The 16,407-nt window shown below is 51.0% G+C and carries 15 protein-coding genes and 1 riboswitch; of the genes, 8 read left to right on the forward strand and 7 right to left on the reverse strand.

Annotated elements, in window-relative coordinates:
* Window positions 1-19: 19 nt before the first annotated feature.
* Together ahpC and ACW9JV_RS12700 are read right to left on the reverse strand one after the other, a co-directional pair.
* The gene (ahpC, locus tag ACW9JV_RS12695) at window positions 20-583 is read right to left on the reverse strand and encodes an alkyl hydroperoxide reductase subunit C (protein WP_457335005.1); all 564 of its coding nucleotides are present in this window, start codon (window positions 581-583) and stop codon (window positions 20-22) included.
* A gap of 286 nt (window positions 584-869) precedes the next feature.
* On the reverse strand, window positions 870-1,451 hold the full coding sequence (locus tag ACW9JV_RS12700) for a DNA-3-methyladenine glycosylase (RefSeq protein WP_457335007.1): 582 nt from the start codon (window positions 1,449-1,451) through the stop codon (window positions 870-872).
* Window positions 1,452-1,565: 114 nt separating this feature from the next.
* Window positions 1,566-1,755: riboswitch (cobalamin riboswitch) on the forward strand.
* 139 nt (window positions 1,756-1,894) lie between these two features.
* Here ACW9JV_RS12700 and metE point away from each other — a divergent pair.
* The 4 genes from metE to ACW9JV_RS12720 all read left to right on the forward strand — a co-directional run bounded on the left by metE (window position 1,895) and on the right by ACW9JV_RS12720 (window position 8,844).
* A complete protein-coding gene (gene metE / locus ACW9JV_RS12705) occupies window positions 1,895-4,174 on the forward strand; it encodes a 5-methyltetrahydropteroyltriglutamate--homocysteine S-methyltransferase (protein WP_457335009.1) in 2,280 nt (759 codons plus the stop codon).
* Between the two features lie 33 nt (window positions 4,175-4,207).
* The gene (locus tag ACW9JV_RS12710) at window positions 4,208-6,505 is read left to right on the forward strand and encodes a ribonucleoside-diphosphate reductase subunit alpha (RefSeq protein ID WP_457335011.1); all 2,298 of its coding nucleotides are present in this window, start codon (window positions 4,208-4,210) and stop codon (window positions 6,503-6,505) included.
* Window positions 6,506-6,529: 24 nt separating this feature from the next.
* Window positions 6,530-7,567 carry a ribonucleotide-diphosphate reductase subunit beta gene (locus ACW9JV_RS12715; protein ID WP_457335013.1) on the forward strand — a complete coding sequence of 346 codons (1,038 nt, stop codon included), beginning with the start codon at window positions 6,530-6,532 and terminating at the stop codon, window positions 7,565-7,567.
* 80 nt (window positions 7,568-7,647) lie between these two features.
* Window positions 7,648-8,844, forward strand: coding sequence for a CynX/NimT family MFS transporter (locus tag ACW9JV_RS12720; protein ID WP_457335015.1), 1,197 nt, complete (start codon window positions 7,648-7,650; stop codon window positions 8,842-8,844).
* Between the two features lie 9 nt (window positions 8,845-8,853).
* Here the strand turns inward: ACW9JV_RS12720 and ACW9JV_RS12725 are convergent, their stop codons facing one another.
* A complete protein-coding gene (locus ACW9JV_RS12725; protein WP_457335017.1) occupies window positions 8,854-10,029 on the reverse strand; it encodes a DUF2515 family protein in 1,176 nt (391 codons plus the stop codon).
* Window positions 10,030-10,108: 79 nt separating this feature from the next.
* Here ACW9JV_RS12725 and ACW9JV_RS12730 point away from each other — a divergent pair, with 79 nt between their 5' ends.
* Window positions 10,109-11,437, forward strand: a complete 1,329-nt coding sequence (locus ACW9JV_RS12730) for a DUF2254 domain-containing protein (protein ID WP_457335019.1) — start codon at window positions 10,109-10,111, stop codon at window positions 11,435-11,437.
* A 166-nt stretch (window positions 11,438-11,603) separates the two neighbouring features.
* Here the strand turns inward: ACW9JV_RS12730 and ACW9JV_RS12735 are convergent, their stop codons facing one another.
* The gene (locus tag ACW9JV_RS12735) at window positions 11,604-12,110 is read right to left on the reverse strand and encodes a hypothetical protein (protein WP_457335021.1); all 507 of its coding nucleotides are present in this window, start codon (window positions 12,108-12,110) and stop codon (window positions 11,604-11,606) included.
* A gap of 179 nt (window positions 12,111-12,289) precedes the next feature.
* Between ACW9JV_RS12735 and ACW9JV_RS12740 the strand changes: the two genes are divergently transcribed.
* A complete protein-coding gene (locus ACW9JV_RS12740) occupies window positions 12,290-13,012 on the forward strand; it encodes a DUF421 domain-containing protein (protein ID WP_457335023.1) in 723 nt (240 codons plus the stop codon).
* Window positions 13,013-13,048: 36 nt separating this feature from the next.
* Here the strand turns inward: ACW9JV_RS12740 and ACW9JV_RS12745 are convergent, their stop codons facing one another.
* Window positions 13,049-13,717: a CAP domain-containing protein gene (locus ACW9JV_RS12745; protein WP_457335025.1), complete on the reverse strand. Its 669-nt coding sequence runs from the start codon at window positions 13,715-13,717 to the stop codon at window positions 13,049-13,051.
* A 96-nt stretch (window positions 13,718-13,813) separates the two neighbouring features.
* Between ACW9JV_RS12745 and ACW9JV_RS12750 the strand changes: the two genes are divergently transcribed.
* Window positions 13,814-14,422, forward strand: coding sequence for an RsiV family protein (locus tag ACW9JV_RS12750; protein ID WP_457335027.1), 609 nt, complete (start codon window positions 13,814-13,816; stop codon window positions 14,420-14,422).
* A gap of 44 nt (window positions 14,423-14,466) precedes the next feature.
* Complete coding sequence (locus ACW9JV_RS12755) at window positions 14,467-14,922, forward strand: hypothetical protein (RefSeq protein ID WP_457335029.1); 456 nt, start codon at window positions 14,467-14,469, stop codon at window positions 14,920-14,922.
* Window positions 14,923-15,011: 89 nt separating this feature from the next.
* On the opposite strand, the gene ACW9JV_RS12760 is transcribed toward ACW9JV_RS12755, so the two are convergent.
* Both ACW9JV_RS12760 and ACW9JV_RS12765 read right to left on the reverse strand, forming a co-directional pair.
* The gene (locus ACW9JV_RS12760; protein ID WP_457335031.1) at window positions 15,012-15,185 is read right to left on the reverse strand and encodes a hypothetical protein; all 174 of its coding nucleotides are present in this window, start codon (window positions 15,183-15,185) and stop codon (window positions 15,012-15,014) included.
* Complete coding sequence (locus ACW9JV_RS12765; RefSeq protein WP_457335032.1) at window positions 15,178-16,365, reverse strand: MFS transporter; 1,188 nt, start codon at window positions 16,363-16,365, stop codon at window positions 15,178-15,180. The genes ACW9JV_RS12760 and ACW9JV_RS12765 overlap by 8 nt, the downstream gene beginning before the upstream one ends.
* Between the last annotated feature and the right edge of the window lie 42 nt (window positions 16,366-16,407).

Here is a 16,407-nt window from a genome sequence, read left to right on the forward strand (position 1 = left end):
CCGAGTAACAGCGCTTCTCTTAAATTTTACCTACCAAATCAAGGCTCGGCTTCAGTGTTTCTCCGCTTTCATCCCATTTGGCCGGGCACACTTCGTCCGGATTTTCACGGACATACTGCGCAGCTTTGATTTTGCTGATAATGGTGCTTGCGTCACGGCCGATGCCGTCCGCGTTGATTTCAACGGTCTGGATGACACCGTCCGGATCAATGATGAACGTGCCGCGGTCCGCCAATCCTTCTTCTTCGCGCAGCACCTCAAAGTTACGGGAAATCTGCTGCGACGGATCGCCGATCATGGTATACTCGATTTTGTTGATGGATTCCGAGGCTTCATGCCATGCTTTATGCACAAAATGGGTATCCGTGGAAACAGAGTACACCTCTGTTCCGAGGTTTTTCAGTTCTTCATACTGCTCCTGCATGTCTTCAAGTTCCGTCGGGCAGACAAAGGAGAAATCCGCTGGATAAAAAACCACCACGCTCCACTGCCCTTTCAAATCTTCTTCAGATACGTTGACAAATTCACCTTGACGGAAGGCGGTAGCCTGAAACGGTTCTACTTCTTTACCTATTAATGACATAATGCATGTCCCCTTTTTGAAAATATGGATGTATACACACACACTAATTATAGTGTCATCATCATTGCGAACAATCATGATGTAATGTTTTTTTTCTAATAAAAATTATCAATAGTAATCAATAATTTGTCAACACATTCAATATACAAAACCTTCTTTGTCCCGCGAATTGTTAACAAAATATGAACAAATAAGGCGTTACGGCTTTCTGTTTACATTATTAATTGAACTCTGTAATTGATAATGGTATCCGCTTACATGACTGGCAGAGGCCGGTGATAACGCTTTATCTCGAGACATACCGATTCCCGTTTTCCCAAAATCTGTAGGGATAATCTCTAGCTTCCCCCGTATTCTCAATTCCTATCCGGGGACCGGAGGAAATATCTCCGGCGTCCCACCCCTTTGCGATATACAGCGTTTCTTCGGAAAAACGGCGGCCGTAGTCTTCCATTGTAATGCCCAGCGCTTTTGTTAACTTTCCGGGGCCGTTGGTTAGTTCCACATCTTTTCCCCGTTTCCGCCGGCATCTCATTAAATCGATGCCCTCCACCGGCTCAAGCGCCCGTATTAACACCGCCTGCGGCACCCCGGCCGGCGCGCTGACTACATTAACAAGGCAGTGCGTATGCATCTCAAACACATAGACATGTCCCGGTTCGTCAAACATTATGGCTGTCCGCTTGGTTTTTTTGTTTCCAAAACTGTGCGCCGCTTTGTCTTCCTTTCCTAAATAGGCTTCCGTTTCCACAATTCTTCCCGCTGCGGTACCCTGCTCTGTTTTTTTCACTAAAATAGAACCGAGCAGCTGAGAAGCCAATTCCAGGGTGGGCTGATAAAAAAATTTTTCTGGCAACGGATCTTTCATTTTGTGCTTCACCTCGTACATATTGGGCTTATATCAGTTATAAAATACAATATATGCTGTTTGAGCGCTCTTGACAGAATCACAGTACAAGCGATATAGTTTGTCTACAATCAACGGGATATGACGGAAACAGGCACCCTGAAAATTCCAGTTTTCAGGGTTTAAAAGGGAAGCCGGTGAAATTCCGGGGCGGTCCCGCCACTGTAACAGAAGAGCGTCATGAGAAAGCCACTGAATGTTTTCGGGAAGGCCATGACAGCGATAATACTAAAGCCAGAAGACCTGCCTGTTTTAACAGCACCGCGCGACCTACGGGAGATAGGAAGGTGTTTACGTTATATATATATCCATCCGGGTATTTTTACATGCGCCTCTCCCGTCCGCAGCATCGTAAAAATACCTTTTTTCACGGTCATCATTCATTTTATCAAGGAGGCAGCGATATGGGAACTACCTGGACAAACAGCAGCCCCGGCTACCCGCGGCTCGGGGAAAATCGTGAATGGAAGCGGACACTGGAACAGTACTGGTCGGAGAAAATCGACAGGGAGGAATTCCTGGAGACGATGAAAGAACTCCGGCTCCAATATCTTAAAAAGCAGAAAGACAAAGGCATTTCCCTTGTGCCGTCCGGAGACTTTTCCTATTATGACCACATTCTGGATACCGCCGTGATGTTCGGATTTATCCCGGAACGTTTCCAGGGCGGCGGCGATACGCTGCAGACATATTTTAACATGGCCCGCGGCACCGATGAGGCGCCTGCGTGCGAAATGACAAAATGGTTCAATACGAACTATCATTACATCGTACCCGAAATCGGCGGGATCACGCCGGAATTAAAACAAAACAAACCGCTTCAGGACTACCGGGAAGCCAAAGAGGAGCTCGGCATCGAAACAAAGCCTGCGCTCATCGGTCCCTTCACCTTTGTAAAATTGTCCAAAGGCTATGACGCCGCAGACTTTGAAACAAAGGTTGAGGAACTCCTTCCGCTTTATACGACCGTCCTGCAGCAGCTGCAGGAAGCCGGCGTCTCCTGGGTGCAGATCGATGAGCCTTCTCTCGTTCCGTCGATAACCGAAGAAGAAATCCGGGTGGTACAGAACATCTACGACACGTTCGCCAAGCACATTCCGGACCTTTCCATTTTGCTGCAGACATACTTTGAAGGTGTCCATTTTTACGAAAAGGTAACCGCCCTTCCGGTGGCCGGCATTGGTCTGGATTTTGTCCACGGGTATGACAAAAACATGGCCGCTCTCAAGCAGCACGGATTCCCGGCAGACAAAACGATCGGCATCGGGCTGATTGACGGACGCAACATCTGGCGCGCCGACCTGAAGGCAAAAGAGAATCTGCTTCAGGAGATCGATAAACTGACGCCGGAATCGGACAAAATCATTCAGCCGTCCTGCAGTCTGCTGCATGTACCGGTGACGAAAACACTGGAAACAAAATTGGATAACGTCCTTTACGGCGCGCTTTCCTTTGCCGATGAAAAACTGGAGGAAATCACTGTTCTCACCGACCGGATGAACGGACGGGCGGTCGATGAGGCGTTTGATGAAAACCAAAAAGCGCTGGAGACTTTTGCGGGCACCTTCCGGCAGCAGTCCGCGGACCTGACGAAAAAACGGGAATCCCTTCCGTCGAAGCGGGAACTTCCATTTGCCGAACGGAAAAAATACCAGGACGACAAATGGAACCTGCCGCTTCTGCCGACGACAACGATCGGCAGCTTCCCGCAGACCAAAGAAGTCCGGGTTGCGCGCCAGCAGTTCCGCAAAGGGGAAAAATCGCCGGAAGCCTATCAGGAATTTATCCGCGGCAAAATCAAGGAATGGATCGATCTTCAGGAAGACGTGGGGCTTGACGTGCTCGTTCACGGCGAATTCGAACGCAATGACATGGTTGAATTTTTCGGGGAAAAGCTGAACGGGTTTGCCTTCACAAGCTTCGGCTGGGTGCAGTCCTACGGTTCCCGGTGCGTGAAACCGCCGGTTATTTACGATGATGTCACTTTCGAGGAGCCGATGACGGTGGAAGAGTCCCGTTACGCACAGTCCCTGACCGATAAACCGGTAAAAGGCATGCTGACCGGTCCGGTGACGATTCTGAACTGGTCGTTCGAGCGCGATGACATCCCGAGAAAGGAGACCGCCTTCCAGATCGCTGTAGCTCTGAGTGAGGAAGTGCAGGCGCTGGAAGAGGCAGGCATTGACATGATTCAGGTCGACGAACCGGCCGTGCGGGAAGGACTGCCGCTGAAGCGGGAAGAATGGGACGAATACCTGGACTGGTCCGTGACTGCTTTTCGTCTCGCCACGTCCAATGTGAAGCCTTCGACCCAGATTCACACCCATATGTGCTACAGCGAGTTCCAGGACATGATCGAATCGATCCGCGCGCTCGATGCCGATGTGATTTCCATCGAAACGTCCCGCAGCCACGGCGAACTGATCGAATCCTTTGAAACCGCGGTATATGACAAGGGCATCGGTCTCGGCGTCTATGATATCCACAGCCCACGTGTTCCTTCTGTAGAAGAGATGAAAGACATGATTGACCGCGCGCTGCGCGTACTGCCTTCGGATCTGTTCTGGATTAATCCGGACTGCGGCCTGAAAACAAGAAATACGCCGGAAACGGTGGATTCGCTGAAAAACATGGTCCAGGCAGCAGAAGAAAGCAGGAAAGCAAGACAGACCTCAACCACGTAAGACGATGGAGGAACAATGTAAGACGATGGAGGAATGAAAGTGACAGTAATTACGAAAGACAACGGCAACCGGGAACTCACCTTTGACAGGGAGCGCCTCAGCCGTTTTATCGACGACGTAACAGCCGGGTTCTCCAATTTATCCGTCCTCGATTACAAAAATGAAGTGCTGACTAATATTGAATTCAAGGATTCCTATGCTTCCGAACAGATTACGCATCTTCTTGCACTGAATGCGTCGGAGCGGATCGACCGCAATGAACCGGACTGGACGTATGTCGCTGCGGGAATCTACCTGCGGCGTCTCTATAAAGAAGCATCAAAAAACCGGGCGTACGACACCGATCAGAAGTATGGCTCCCTCTACGGCCTGCTCAAAGTTCTCGGCTCCAAAGGCGTCTATGACCAGACTCTCCTTCGGGATTATTCCAAGGAAGAAATCATGGAGCTGGAAAAAGCAATCGAGCCGGAGCGGGACAAGCTGTTCACGTATGTCGGGATTCTGACACTTGCCCACAAATACCTTGCCACCGACAAAAACAGCCAGGTCTTTGAACTGCCGCAGGAGCGTTTCATGATTATTGCCATGAAACTGATGATCAATGAGCCGTCCTCCCAGCGGCTGGAACTGGTTAAAGAAGCATATTGGGCGCTGTCGAACCTGTACATGACCGTGGCCACCCCGACGCTTACCAATGCCGGCAAAAATACCGGCCAGCTCAGTTCCTGCTTTATCGATACCGTCGATGACAGCCTGCGTAACATTTTCGATTCCAACACAGATGTCGCCAACCTCTCCAAAAACGGCGGCGGCGTCGGCATCTACTTTGGCAAACTGCGCAGCCGCGGCTCGGACATTAAAGGCTACACAGGAGTGGCCGGCGGTATTATGGGCTGGATGAAACAGCTGAATAACACCGCTGTCTCCGTCGATCAGCTCGGTCAGCGTCAGGGGGCTTTCGCGGTCTACCTTGACGTGTGGCATAAAGATATTTTTGAATTTCTCGACGCGAAGCTGAACACCGGTGACGAACGCCTGCGCACCCATGATATATTCACCGGCGCCTGCATTCCGGACCTTTTCATGGAAAAAGTGGAAAACCGCGAAGACTGGTACCTGTTTGACCCTCATGAGGTAAAAACCGTTATGGGCTGGGCACTTGAGGATTTCTATGATGAAAAGGAAGGTGCCGGCTCTTTCCGGGAAAAATACCAGGAATGCATCGACCATCCGGAGTTAAGCCGTGAACGGGTTCCCGCCATCGAAATCATGAAACGAATCATGAAGTCACAGCTGGAGACCGGTACCCCGTACATGTTCTACCGGGATACAGTCAACCGGGACAATCCAAACAAACACGCCGGCATCGTCTACAGTTCCAACCTCTGCACCGAAATCATGCAGAACATGAGCCCGACGACGGTGAAAGAGGAATACCTGACCGAAGAAGGAACCATCATCACCGAGAAATCGCCTGGGGATATGGTCGTCTGCAACCTTTCCTCAATTTCACTTGCCAAGGCGGTCCGCGAAGATGTTCTGGAACGTCTCGTTCCGATTCAGGTACGTATGCTCGATAATGTCATCGACCTGAATACCATCGACGTCCTGCAGGCCCGCTGGACAAACGAGCGGTACCGCGCGGTCGGTCTCGGCACGTTTGGCTGGCATCACCTTCTCGCACTCGAAGGAATAACCTGGGAGTCGGATGAAGCAGTCGCTCTGGCAGACCGGCTGTACGAAAAAATCAACTACCTGACACTGAAAGCATCCCGTGATCTGGCAGTGGAAAAAGGGTCCTACCCGCTGTTTGAAGGCAGCGAATGGCAGACCGGTGCGTATCTTGAGCGTACATACGGGCCGGATGACAGCCAGTCCGCAGGCTGGACGGATGACGCTTGGCGGGAGCTGTCTGAATCCATTCAGGAAAACGGACTACGCAACGGCTATCTGATCGCGGTGGCCCCGAACGCCACTACATCCCTGATTGCCGGTTCCACCGCCAGCATTGACCCGGTCTTCCGGCAGGAGCACGTTGAAGAGAAAAAAGACTTCCGCTCTCCTGTCACCGCGCCGGACATCAGTGCCGAAACCATCTGGTACTACAAGTCCGCGTTCAACCTTGATCAGTCGTGGAGCATCAAGCAGAACGCTGCCCGCCAGAAGCATATTGACCAGGCTGTCAGCTTCAACCTGTACATCCACCGCAGCATTAAAGCCAAAGAGCTGCTGGATCTGCATACGCAGGCCTGGAAGTCCGGTTTGAAAACAACGTATTACACGAGATCCACTTCAACGCTAGTGGAAGACTGCGAAAGCTGCTCAAGCTGATTTTACCGGAAAGGGGTTTAAGACATGTCCACCATTCACAAACGCAAATTATATGACACCGAAGCTCCCAACCAGTCTACCGGGATTATTAACGGACGCAGCTCCAATATCCTCAACTGGGACGATACCGCCCGGAAATGGGCCTATCCGATGTACAAAAACATGCTCCGTAATTTCTGGATTCCGGATGAAGTCCCTCTGGGAAGTGACAGAAGCCAGTATGAAACCCTGACTGACGATGAACGGGACGCCTTTAACAAAATCATCGGCCTGCTCGCTTTTCTCGACAGCGTCCAGACCGACTTTTCCTCCAAAGTCGCCGATTATCTGACGGATTCCAGTCTGTCGGCGCTCATGTCCGTTCTGGCGTTTCAGGAAGTCGTCCACAACGAATCCTACACGTATGTGCTGTCGAGCGTGACCGACAGCCAGACTCAGGAAAAGATCTTTGAATACTGGAAAACCGATGAAGTGCTGCTTGAGCGCAACAAATTTATTGCTGACGGCTACACGGCGTTTACGGAAAATCCGACAAAAGAAAACTTCGTCCGCGCCATCGTCTATGACGTCATTCTTGAAGGATTATTCTTCTATTCCGGCTTTGCGTTTTTCTACAACCTCGCCCGGAATGAAAAAATGCTCGGCACCGCCAAGATGATCAACTTCATCAACCGCGATGAACAGCTTCACGTGCGGTTGTTCTGCAACATTCTGAAAGAGACGCTGGAAGAAAATCCGGAACTCAACACCGAGGAATTTGCCCAGTTCGTGCATGATACGTTCTATGAAGCAGCTGAACTCGAAATCAAGTGGGGCAATTACATCATCGGTAACAAGATTGAAGGCATCAACTCCAATGAGCTGGAGAGCTACATCAAGTTTATGGCTAACAAGCGTATCAAAGAGCTCGGATTTGAACATGTATTTGAAGGCCATAAAAAGAATCCGATGCGCTGGATTTCGGTGTATAATGACAATACGACCGGCAAAGCGGACTTCTTTGAAACGACCGTGACCGACTACAACCTCGTCGACTCCGACAATGATTTTGATTCTCTGTAAACAGTAACATCTGATATAATACAGAAAGAGGCCGGGCAGCTGCCGGCCTCTTTCTTTTTTTTTGAAAAGGGATGATACATATGACAGAACAAAGAAACCCATGGACCACGCCGAAAAACCTGATGCTGATCCTTGGCATTATTTTTGTAGCTTTTAATCTTCGTCCGGCCATCACGTCGGTCGGCCCATTAATCGGAATCATCCGGGAAGATACCGGGATCTCCAATGGAGCAGCGGGTCTGCTGAACACGCTGCCGCTGCTTGCGTTTGCTGCACTTTCACCGCTTGCTCCGGCTGCCGGGCTGCGTGTTGGGAAGGAAAAAATGATTTTTGCAGGGCTTTTGCTGCTGGCTTCCGGGATCGTAATGCGCGCAGCCGGGCTGCTGCCCTTGGTATACGCCGGAACGGCGCTCGCCGGCGGCGGAATCGCCATCTGCAATGTGCTGCTTCCCGGTGTCGTGAAAGAACGGTTTCCCCGTCATGTCGGAACGATGACCGGACTTTACACGACATCAATGGTGCTTCTCGCCAGCGCCGCCTCAGGGGTAAGCCTTCCTGTCACAAACGCTTTTTCTCTGGACTGGAATATATCTCTTGGCACGTGGGGACTTCTATGTGTGCCTGCCCTAACGCTTTGGCTGCCGCAACTCCGACAACAGACAGAACGCACCGGCAGCACAGAGCAGCACGAACACAGAACCTCGGTCTGGCGTTCTCCCCTTGCCTGGCAGGTAACATTCTTTATGGGCCTGCAGTCTTTTCTGTTTTACTGCCTGATCACCTGGATTCCGGAAATTCTGCAGGCACGGGGGATTGATCCGGCCACAGCGGGATGGCTTCTTTCCATCATGCAGTTCATCGGGTTTCCGCTGTCGTTTCTCATCCCTGTGTTTGCCGCCCGTCTTCCCCATCAAAAGGGAATTGTGGCAGGCATCAGCGGACTTTATCTGATCGGATTTGCCGGTCTTTTTATCCACGGGTCTTTTCTAGTACTTACCATCTGCGTCCTGTTATTTGGACTGGCCCAGGGAGCGGCGCTCAGCCTTTCCTTGACGCTGCTCGGGCTTCGGGCCCGCACGGCTGAACAGGCGTCCCGGCTTTCCGGCATGGCCCAGTCTTTCGGATATCTGCTGGCTGCCTTCGGTCCGTTTTCCACAGGGCTGCTGTACGACTGGTACCAGAGCTGGACCCCCGCTGTTATCATTTTTCTCATCGTCACGGCGGCGATGTTCTGGGCTGGAACCGGCGCAGGACGGGACCGTTATATATTGTCGTGACCGCTTTTGTTATTTCTTTTGAAGCAGCACCACCCGTTCCAGCTTATTTAAACCAAAGCAGTATTCGCCTGTCATATCAAAATGATAAGGGATGCGGGGCGTGCGCACATAACGCATCACATCTGTGGAGACAAACCAGTCTTTCCGCTGCACACTGCCGGGCTCCCGGTCTCTCCATACCATGTCGAGGCGGGGACTGTACAAGAGCGGCGCCTCTTTATTCATTTTTTCCGACACGATCCGCTCCTTCCGGTAAGGTACGCGGCCGGTACTTGTAAACAGTCCGGGCCAGTAATCCCGGCGCGATCCAGTATGAGACACGCCGCCGGCAAACGCCGCCGCGCCCTGAGAGACCGATTCAATACCGAAAAGCATGGCATACATCTGCCTGCCGGCTTCGATACGTTCCGAAAGCGCCGCAAAGTGTTCGAGAATCAGACCAGCCAGGCGGATCCCATTCTGCTCCCGGTACGGAAACACGACCTGCGTCAACTGCAGGAGCTCCTGCGCGATAAATGGAAGCGTGTGAAATACATCCTGCTGAAACGATTCGTCCTGAATGACCCGTTTTTCAATATAATGCTGTTCGTTGATGATCAGTGCCGTCGTTAACAGAACAGGCCGCCGGTGGTTCCAGAAGTGATCCCAGAACGGCCGCATAAACCTAGAGACGTGGAAGGCCGGAAGCAGATGGAACAGATTCCGCCCCTGCCGTCTGCTCTCCTCGTACAGCAGCAATTGCGGAAAGGCATCCTGAAAAATAAGGAAATTTGCCCTTTCATACATATCAAACAACCGCTCCCTCCGCTTTTCCGGGAGCAGGCGCGGCAGCCACTCCCCTTCCAGATCCGTCATGCACCATCCGCTGTTTCTCGATACCATATGTGCGAGAAACGCCCAGTGCAGCTCCGGATGCCTGAAATAGAAGCTCCGGTAACTTTCCGTCCGTGTCACATTATTCCGGGCTCCCTTCCTTGTCCGGTCTTTGATGGAAGCGACAATTTTCCTTTCCTCCGGCTGTATATTCAGCGGCTCTGTTTTCTGGTACCGAAGGCTTTGCCGGACGGCAGACACGTCTTTTTCCTCCATCCTGAATAAACCGGGATGCCTGAGAGCTTTGATATGCCGGAGCCTGCTTTGGGATTTTGATTCCATATGATAAGACAGACGATCCAATACCTTCATGGCTCCGCCTCCTTTTTCTATTTCTACCGGGATAAAGGACGGCCGGGCTGCAGAAACTACCAGGATGGAGGTGACAGGAGTGCTCTCTCTACGCAGTCTGTTTCACAACATCCGGTCCAATTTTCTCTATGTTCCTTCCCTTTATGGAATCGCTGCATTTGTCGTGGCAATAGCCAGCGTATACGTCGACACCCGCTTCCTCACGAATGCGGATACCGCAGGCTGGCTCCCCGCTTCTCTGTTTATGTCCATCGATCTGGCACGAACCATTCTCGGTTCGATTTCGGCGGCTTTATTGACGATGACAACGATAACGTTCTCTACGATTCTCGTCGTGTTAACAACATATCTATCCGAATTCTCTCCGCGCACCCTGCAAAATTTCATCAGTGATGCGAAAACACAGCGCGTGCTCGGTTTTTTTACAGCGGGTATTATTTACTCCATCCTGCTGCTGCTTTTTCTTCGCCCAAACGGGGAAGCGGTCTTTATTTCCCCGTCTCTCGCCGTATTTTTTGCGATTCTCTGTGTGTTTATGTTTGTTTTTTTTATTCATCATGTATCGAGCTGGATTCAGGTAAGCAGCCTGCTGCATTACATTACAAAAAATACGTTGGAAAAAATCGAGAAAGAGCTTCCGGACAAGCAGCATCCGGCCCCGCCGCCGGTTCCCTGGGAGGATTGGGAAGGAGAAGACATCAAACCGATAGAACCGGTTCCGGTGCGCGCCGCAGAGTCCGGTTATATTCAGCATATGGATATGAAAGGGTTGATAAGGCAGGCAGAACGGGATGACTGCATTATCCGGATTAATGCCCAAATCAGTGATTATATCGAGAAAGGTGCCCCGTTTCTTTCCGTCTGGGAACAGGGAAAAACGATCCAACCTCATCTGTACCTGCCGTTTATTACCCTCGGGGCGGAAAAATCGTCGAGTGACACGATAGAACTGGCACTCGTGAAAATTGTGGAAATTGCGCTGCGGTCTCTGTCTTCGGGTATTAATGACCCTAATACCGCAGTAGCCTGCATCAAGAGCCTCGGCAGCATTCTTGCCCGTCTCGGGGGAAAAGAACTGCCTCGGGCGTATCATTATGATGCAGAGCGAAACCTCCGCCTGATTCTCGCGCAGCCTGACTTTTCCGATTACCTGTACACGTCCTTTCATCAGATCCGCAAGTATGGATTTCAAGATCTGGAGGTGCTGGGAGCCGCAGTCGACGCTTTTATTCTTATTGCCCACTCCAATTCGGGTGACGTGAAACACACCGTATGGGAATTCACCGAATATGTGTTGGAAGGCCTTCACCGGGAACAGCTCCTGACCCTGGACCGGAAAAACCTCAACCGCAAATTCCACTCCCTCGCTTCCATCTGCGGCCGGAGCCGGGAGTTCCATCCGTTATAAAAAAGGAATCGACACAGTCTGTCCATAAACGAGGGTTTACAGCCAAAATCCCACGTTTGGCTTTGAAAAAGTCTCGAAAAAAAGAAAACGGGACATTTCAACCTTCATGCTGCAAAAACTGTCCACCAAACAGCGTTGGTGGACAGTTTTAGATACACAAGGTCTTTTATTTCACTTCCACCTCTACGGTGCCGAGGGTGGTCATGGTGTCTTTGTTTTTCTCATTCAGGTAGATCTTTGCCGCTCCCTCAGACTCTGCGAAGACGCTGATTTCGTGGGCGGCAGCCGGACCCTCAGGGGTTATGGTTTTTTCGGCCGTTTTTTCCCCTTCATCAAGGCTGGCTGTTTCCGGGTTGCTGACGCTGAGTACCAGTTCGCCTGACGCGTCATTGATATAGGATGGATCTTCCACATCGAACATTTCTTCCACCGTATAGGTGAGCGATGCCCTCTCGTCGTCAAATCCTTTGCTGCCTTCCAATGTATTCAATCCAATGTTCAGTGTTTCTGTCTCTTCGGAAGCTGTGTACTCGGTATCGGCGTAATAATTCTGGATAATGTGATTCATGGAAAACGATTCGGTACCGGTCTCTGCTGCGGCGGGGCTTCCACCTGCTGCCGCTGTAAGCAGGACTGCTGTTCCGATGAGAGTGTGTTTCATCTTAGTAAACATGATGGAATCCTCCTTATGATAACTGCGATCTCTCTCGTTCTATTCATCCCTTTCCTGTTCACTATCGTTCTCAAACGTAAAAATTAAAAAATATTACACTTTAAATACATTTATATTACAAAAGGAATGGAATAATGAAAGCAGGAAGGAGAAAGCTATATCAAAAAGGGGGAAAGGTTGTGGACACCATCGTTGAGTTGCTTATTGTAGCCGGACGCATCATTACCATCCTGCCTCTGCTGCTTCTGATGGCCCTCTTTATGGGCAAACGGGCGATCGGAGAACTGCCCGTCTTTGATTTCTTAATCGTATTGACGCTTGGATCCGTCGTCGGGGCGGATATCGCCGATCCCAAAGTTCAGCACCTGCATACGGCTGTTGCCGTGATTCTGATCGCTCTGCTGCAGCGCGGTGTGGCTTTGCTCAAAATGAAAAACCGAACAATCGGGAAGTATATTACGTTTGAGCCGACGGTTGTTGTTCAAAACGGCACCATTATCCGGCAGAACCTGAAAAAAATCCGCTATTCCGTCGATAATGTACTGGAAGCCCTGCGTGAAAAAGATATTTTCAACGTAGAGGACGTGGAAACCGCGGTCGTCGAAGCAAACGGCAGCCTGAGTGTATTGAAAAAGCCTGCCAAATCTACGGTGACGATCGAAGATACACCGTATATCAAGACGTCCTCTTCAATTGCTTTTCCGGTCATTATCGAAGGGGTTATCCAGCATCCAGTACTTCACAGTCAGAATGTCGATGAAGCCTGGCTGAACTCTGAACTTGCCGCACAGGGAATTACAGATATCGATCAGGTATTCTTTGCTTCCCTCAATCGGCAGAAGCAGATCCATGTTTCGTTAAAAGAGGCGGATACTCTCTTTTTACCCCCGATCACCCATTAAAAAACCACCTGCTTTACGCAGGCGGCGTCATTCTTCTTACTTTTCAATAAACATCTGTGTCCAGTATCTCCCATTTTCTTCATACCCGATGCCGATATGGGTCAGATCCTCATTTAAAATGTTTTTCCGGTGTCCTTCGCTGTTCATCCAGCCTTCCACCGCCTGTTCCGGCGTTGCCTGCCCTGCGGCTATATTTTCAGCTGCCGAGCGGAAGTCGGCCCCGTATTCTTTCAGCATGTTAAACGGCGATCCATAGGTGGGCGACTGATGGGCAAAATAATTATTCTCCGCCATATCCTCCGACTTCGCCTGTGCCGCTTTGGCCACTGTCTCGTCTTCTTTCAGGGAGTTAAGCCCCTGTTTTTCCCGTTCCTCATTTGTCAGTGCAATGACTTCCGCTTTCACACTTCTATTTTGCGTCTGTTGTCCGCCGCCGCTTTCCTGCTGCTTATCATTACCTTCCATCTCCGCTTTCGGACGAGGCTCCGCTTCTCTATCTGCATCAGGCTCCCGGTTCATTTCTTCATCAGGTTCCTGATCTGTTTCCGGCAGCAGGGAAAATGGAAAGCCCGTTCCTTCCTCTCCTTCTTCTTCATCGACAACCTTTAACGGTTCCTGCCTTCCCGCTCCCTGCTCTTCCTGCTGCTGGCAGCCGGTGTTCAACAGTAGAAGAACCGCCGCTGCACCGCCTAAAAAACCTTTCATGTTTGCCCTCCTTGTCTCATATCTTTAATGAACTACTATTACTATGGACCAGCCTGCCGATTTTTACTCGTGCAGGCCGGCAAAGGAGTGTTTTTTTTGAAATCATGTGATTTTCCAATTTCTGTACAGACATACCGGCTGATGGAGGAACCGGTTTTTTTTCCATGGCTCCTGCACCCCGGCACGGATGCGGTCAATCAAAAGATCTTCGGCCGGGTCTACGGGATGTTCAGGAAGCTGCAGGAAGACGGGTATTACGAGCCCGGGGTCACACAGCTGGACGGTTCCTACGCGATGAAGAACAATCAGCGCTGCATGGTGAGTTTTACTTTTTCCCTTTTTGCCAATGCCCCCGGCCTCGCGCATCCCGTCGAATACATGGAGTCGCTCACCGCAGATGCATCCCGTGATAAGACGTACACGCTCTCCGAACAGTTTAAGCCGGGAAGCGGCTGGAAAAAGAAAATCGAGGGCATGATTGAAGCACAGATCAAAGAGCGGGACATTCCGCTGCTGAACAGCTTTCCGGAGATTGGGACGGATCAGAAATATTACCTTGCCGATAAAAGCCTTGTGATCTATTTTGATAAATACGACATCACCCCGGGATACGTTGGATTTCCGATGTTTCCGATATCCGGGTACGCGCTTGGGGAAGATGTTGCACCATCATCTCCTCTCGGCGTGATGTTAAGCGGTGGATGACGTGATATAATAAGACGACACATCAACTATTACTTGGAGGTTCTATGCTTACATTCGAAGAAAAAATCGAAATACTTGATACGTTCCCGGAACTGACGCAAAAAGAAGTATCGCTCGGCCGGGTGAATTACCACTATGAAGACAGCGTGATTGATAAAAAGAATGTCGTCTATCACCTCCATCCGAACGGAAACGGCTTCGTCTATGCAGGACAGATCAAAGGCGTGAAGACGGATGAAAAAGGGATGGTCAACATCCGCGAATACAGTGCCGATGAGCTTCGGAATATTGTCAGAGAAGCGATTGATTCCATGTCACCGCAGGAAGATCCGGAAGAGATGACGATGGAAGAATGGATCAATTCAAATGACCAGATTCTTGTCATAATGAAAGAAGGGGATGGGTGGAACATCTATGCCGGCCTTGAACTCGAAGGGGCCTTCACGACATACCCTGAAGCGGCGGACTTTCTCGAAAAAGAAGGGTTTTCACGGGCATAAAGACCGGGCAGGAAGATTGGAGACGGACCTCTGTTCCGTTAACATACTAAATGGGCGGGATAATGGAGGGTGGGCGGACATTGGTGCCGTTAACCGGTGATTTTAACGCTCATTTTCTCTCCAGACAGCAGAATAACGGAATACAGGTCCGGAACCTCTGCGTAGTAAGGCGATTTTTCGACTATAACGGACCAGATGTCCGGCTGCTTTTCTTCCAGACAAAAAGAGGTACCGCACGCAGGCGGCACCTCTTTTTTATGCACGCACCTCTTTCATCCGGCGTACATTTTTCTCGCGGTCGTAAGATTTTCTGTTCACCACGAGACAGCAGGCACTGACGACCGCCAGCAAAACGAAGCCGATGGCGTAAGCCCCGGTCATGTCGCGCACGACACCGAGAATAATCGGCGGAAAAAAACCTCCGAGCCCCCCGGCCGCGCCGACTATACCGGTGACGGTCCCCGTTGCCCCCGGAAAGATGCTTGGCACGAGCTTAAAGACAGCACCGTTGCCGATTCCGGAGGCGGCAGCAAGCAGGAGACTGGCCCCGGTCATCATGATCATGCTTTCCCCGCCGATGGCAATCGCTGCTCCCCCCGCCGTAATGGCGAGAAAAACGGCTGTCAGAATCCGGCCGGGAGCGATTTTATCCGCGGCGTACCCTCCGAGCGGCCGGATGAATGTCGCCAGTATAATAAACCCGGCCGTCCGAAGTCCGGCGTCAACCGCCGAGAGCTCAAACAGATCGGTCAAGAGCGTCGGCAGATACACGCTGAACGCTACAAAGATGCCGAACGTGACAAAGTAAAACAGTGACAGCATCCACGTGTGCTTATAGGCGAGGACGGACAGTTCCCCTTTGACAGTGCGGGTCGTATCCGCGCTCGGCGTTTCCGGCGTAAAGAACCAAAGAAGGGCTGCCATCGACCCAATCGGAAGAATCAGCGACCAGAATACCCATTCCATCCCGGCCGCGAGTGCAATCGTCGGAAGCACCAGACTCGCCGCTGCCGTTCCCGCGTTCCCGAGCGCGTTAATGCCGAGCGCTGTGCCCTGTTTTTCTTTCGGTGTCCATTTCGATACGAACGTCATCGACACCGCAAACGATGTACCGGCCATCCCGAGGAAAAACGCACAGACGAGAAGGGCCGCATACGAATCGGCAAAACCAGCCGCCGTCAATGGCAGAATCAGAAACAAAAGCAGCAGCGTGTACACTTTTCGGCCCCCGTATTTTTCGGTTAGAATACCGAGCGGCACCCGCATGATGGAACCAAGCAGCACCGGCACCGCCGCAAGCACGCTTTTTTCGGTTGCTGAGAGGTTATACATCTCTCCAAACTGGTTAATGAGCGGAGAAAACGCCCCCCACACCATAAAGGCGGCCACCATACCAATCGTCGTCAGAAGCAGCAGACTGTTCCCTGCAGGTTTGTGTTCCAATTTCGTAAACCTCCTCGATTTGCTTTGTTTACCTGTAGAGTC

It is taken from the genome of Salibacterium sp. K-3 (genome assembly GCF_054052005.1).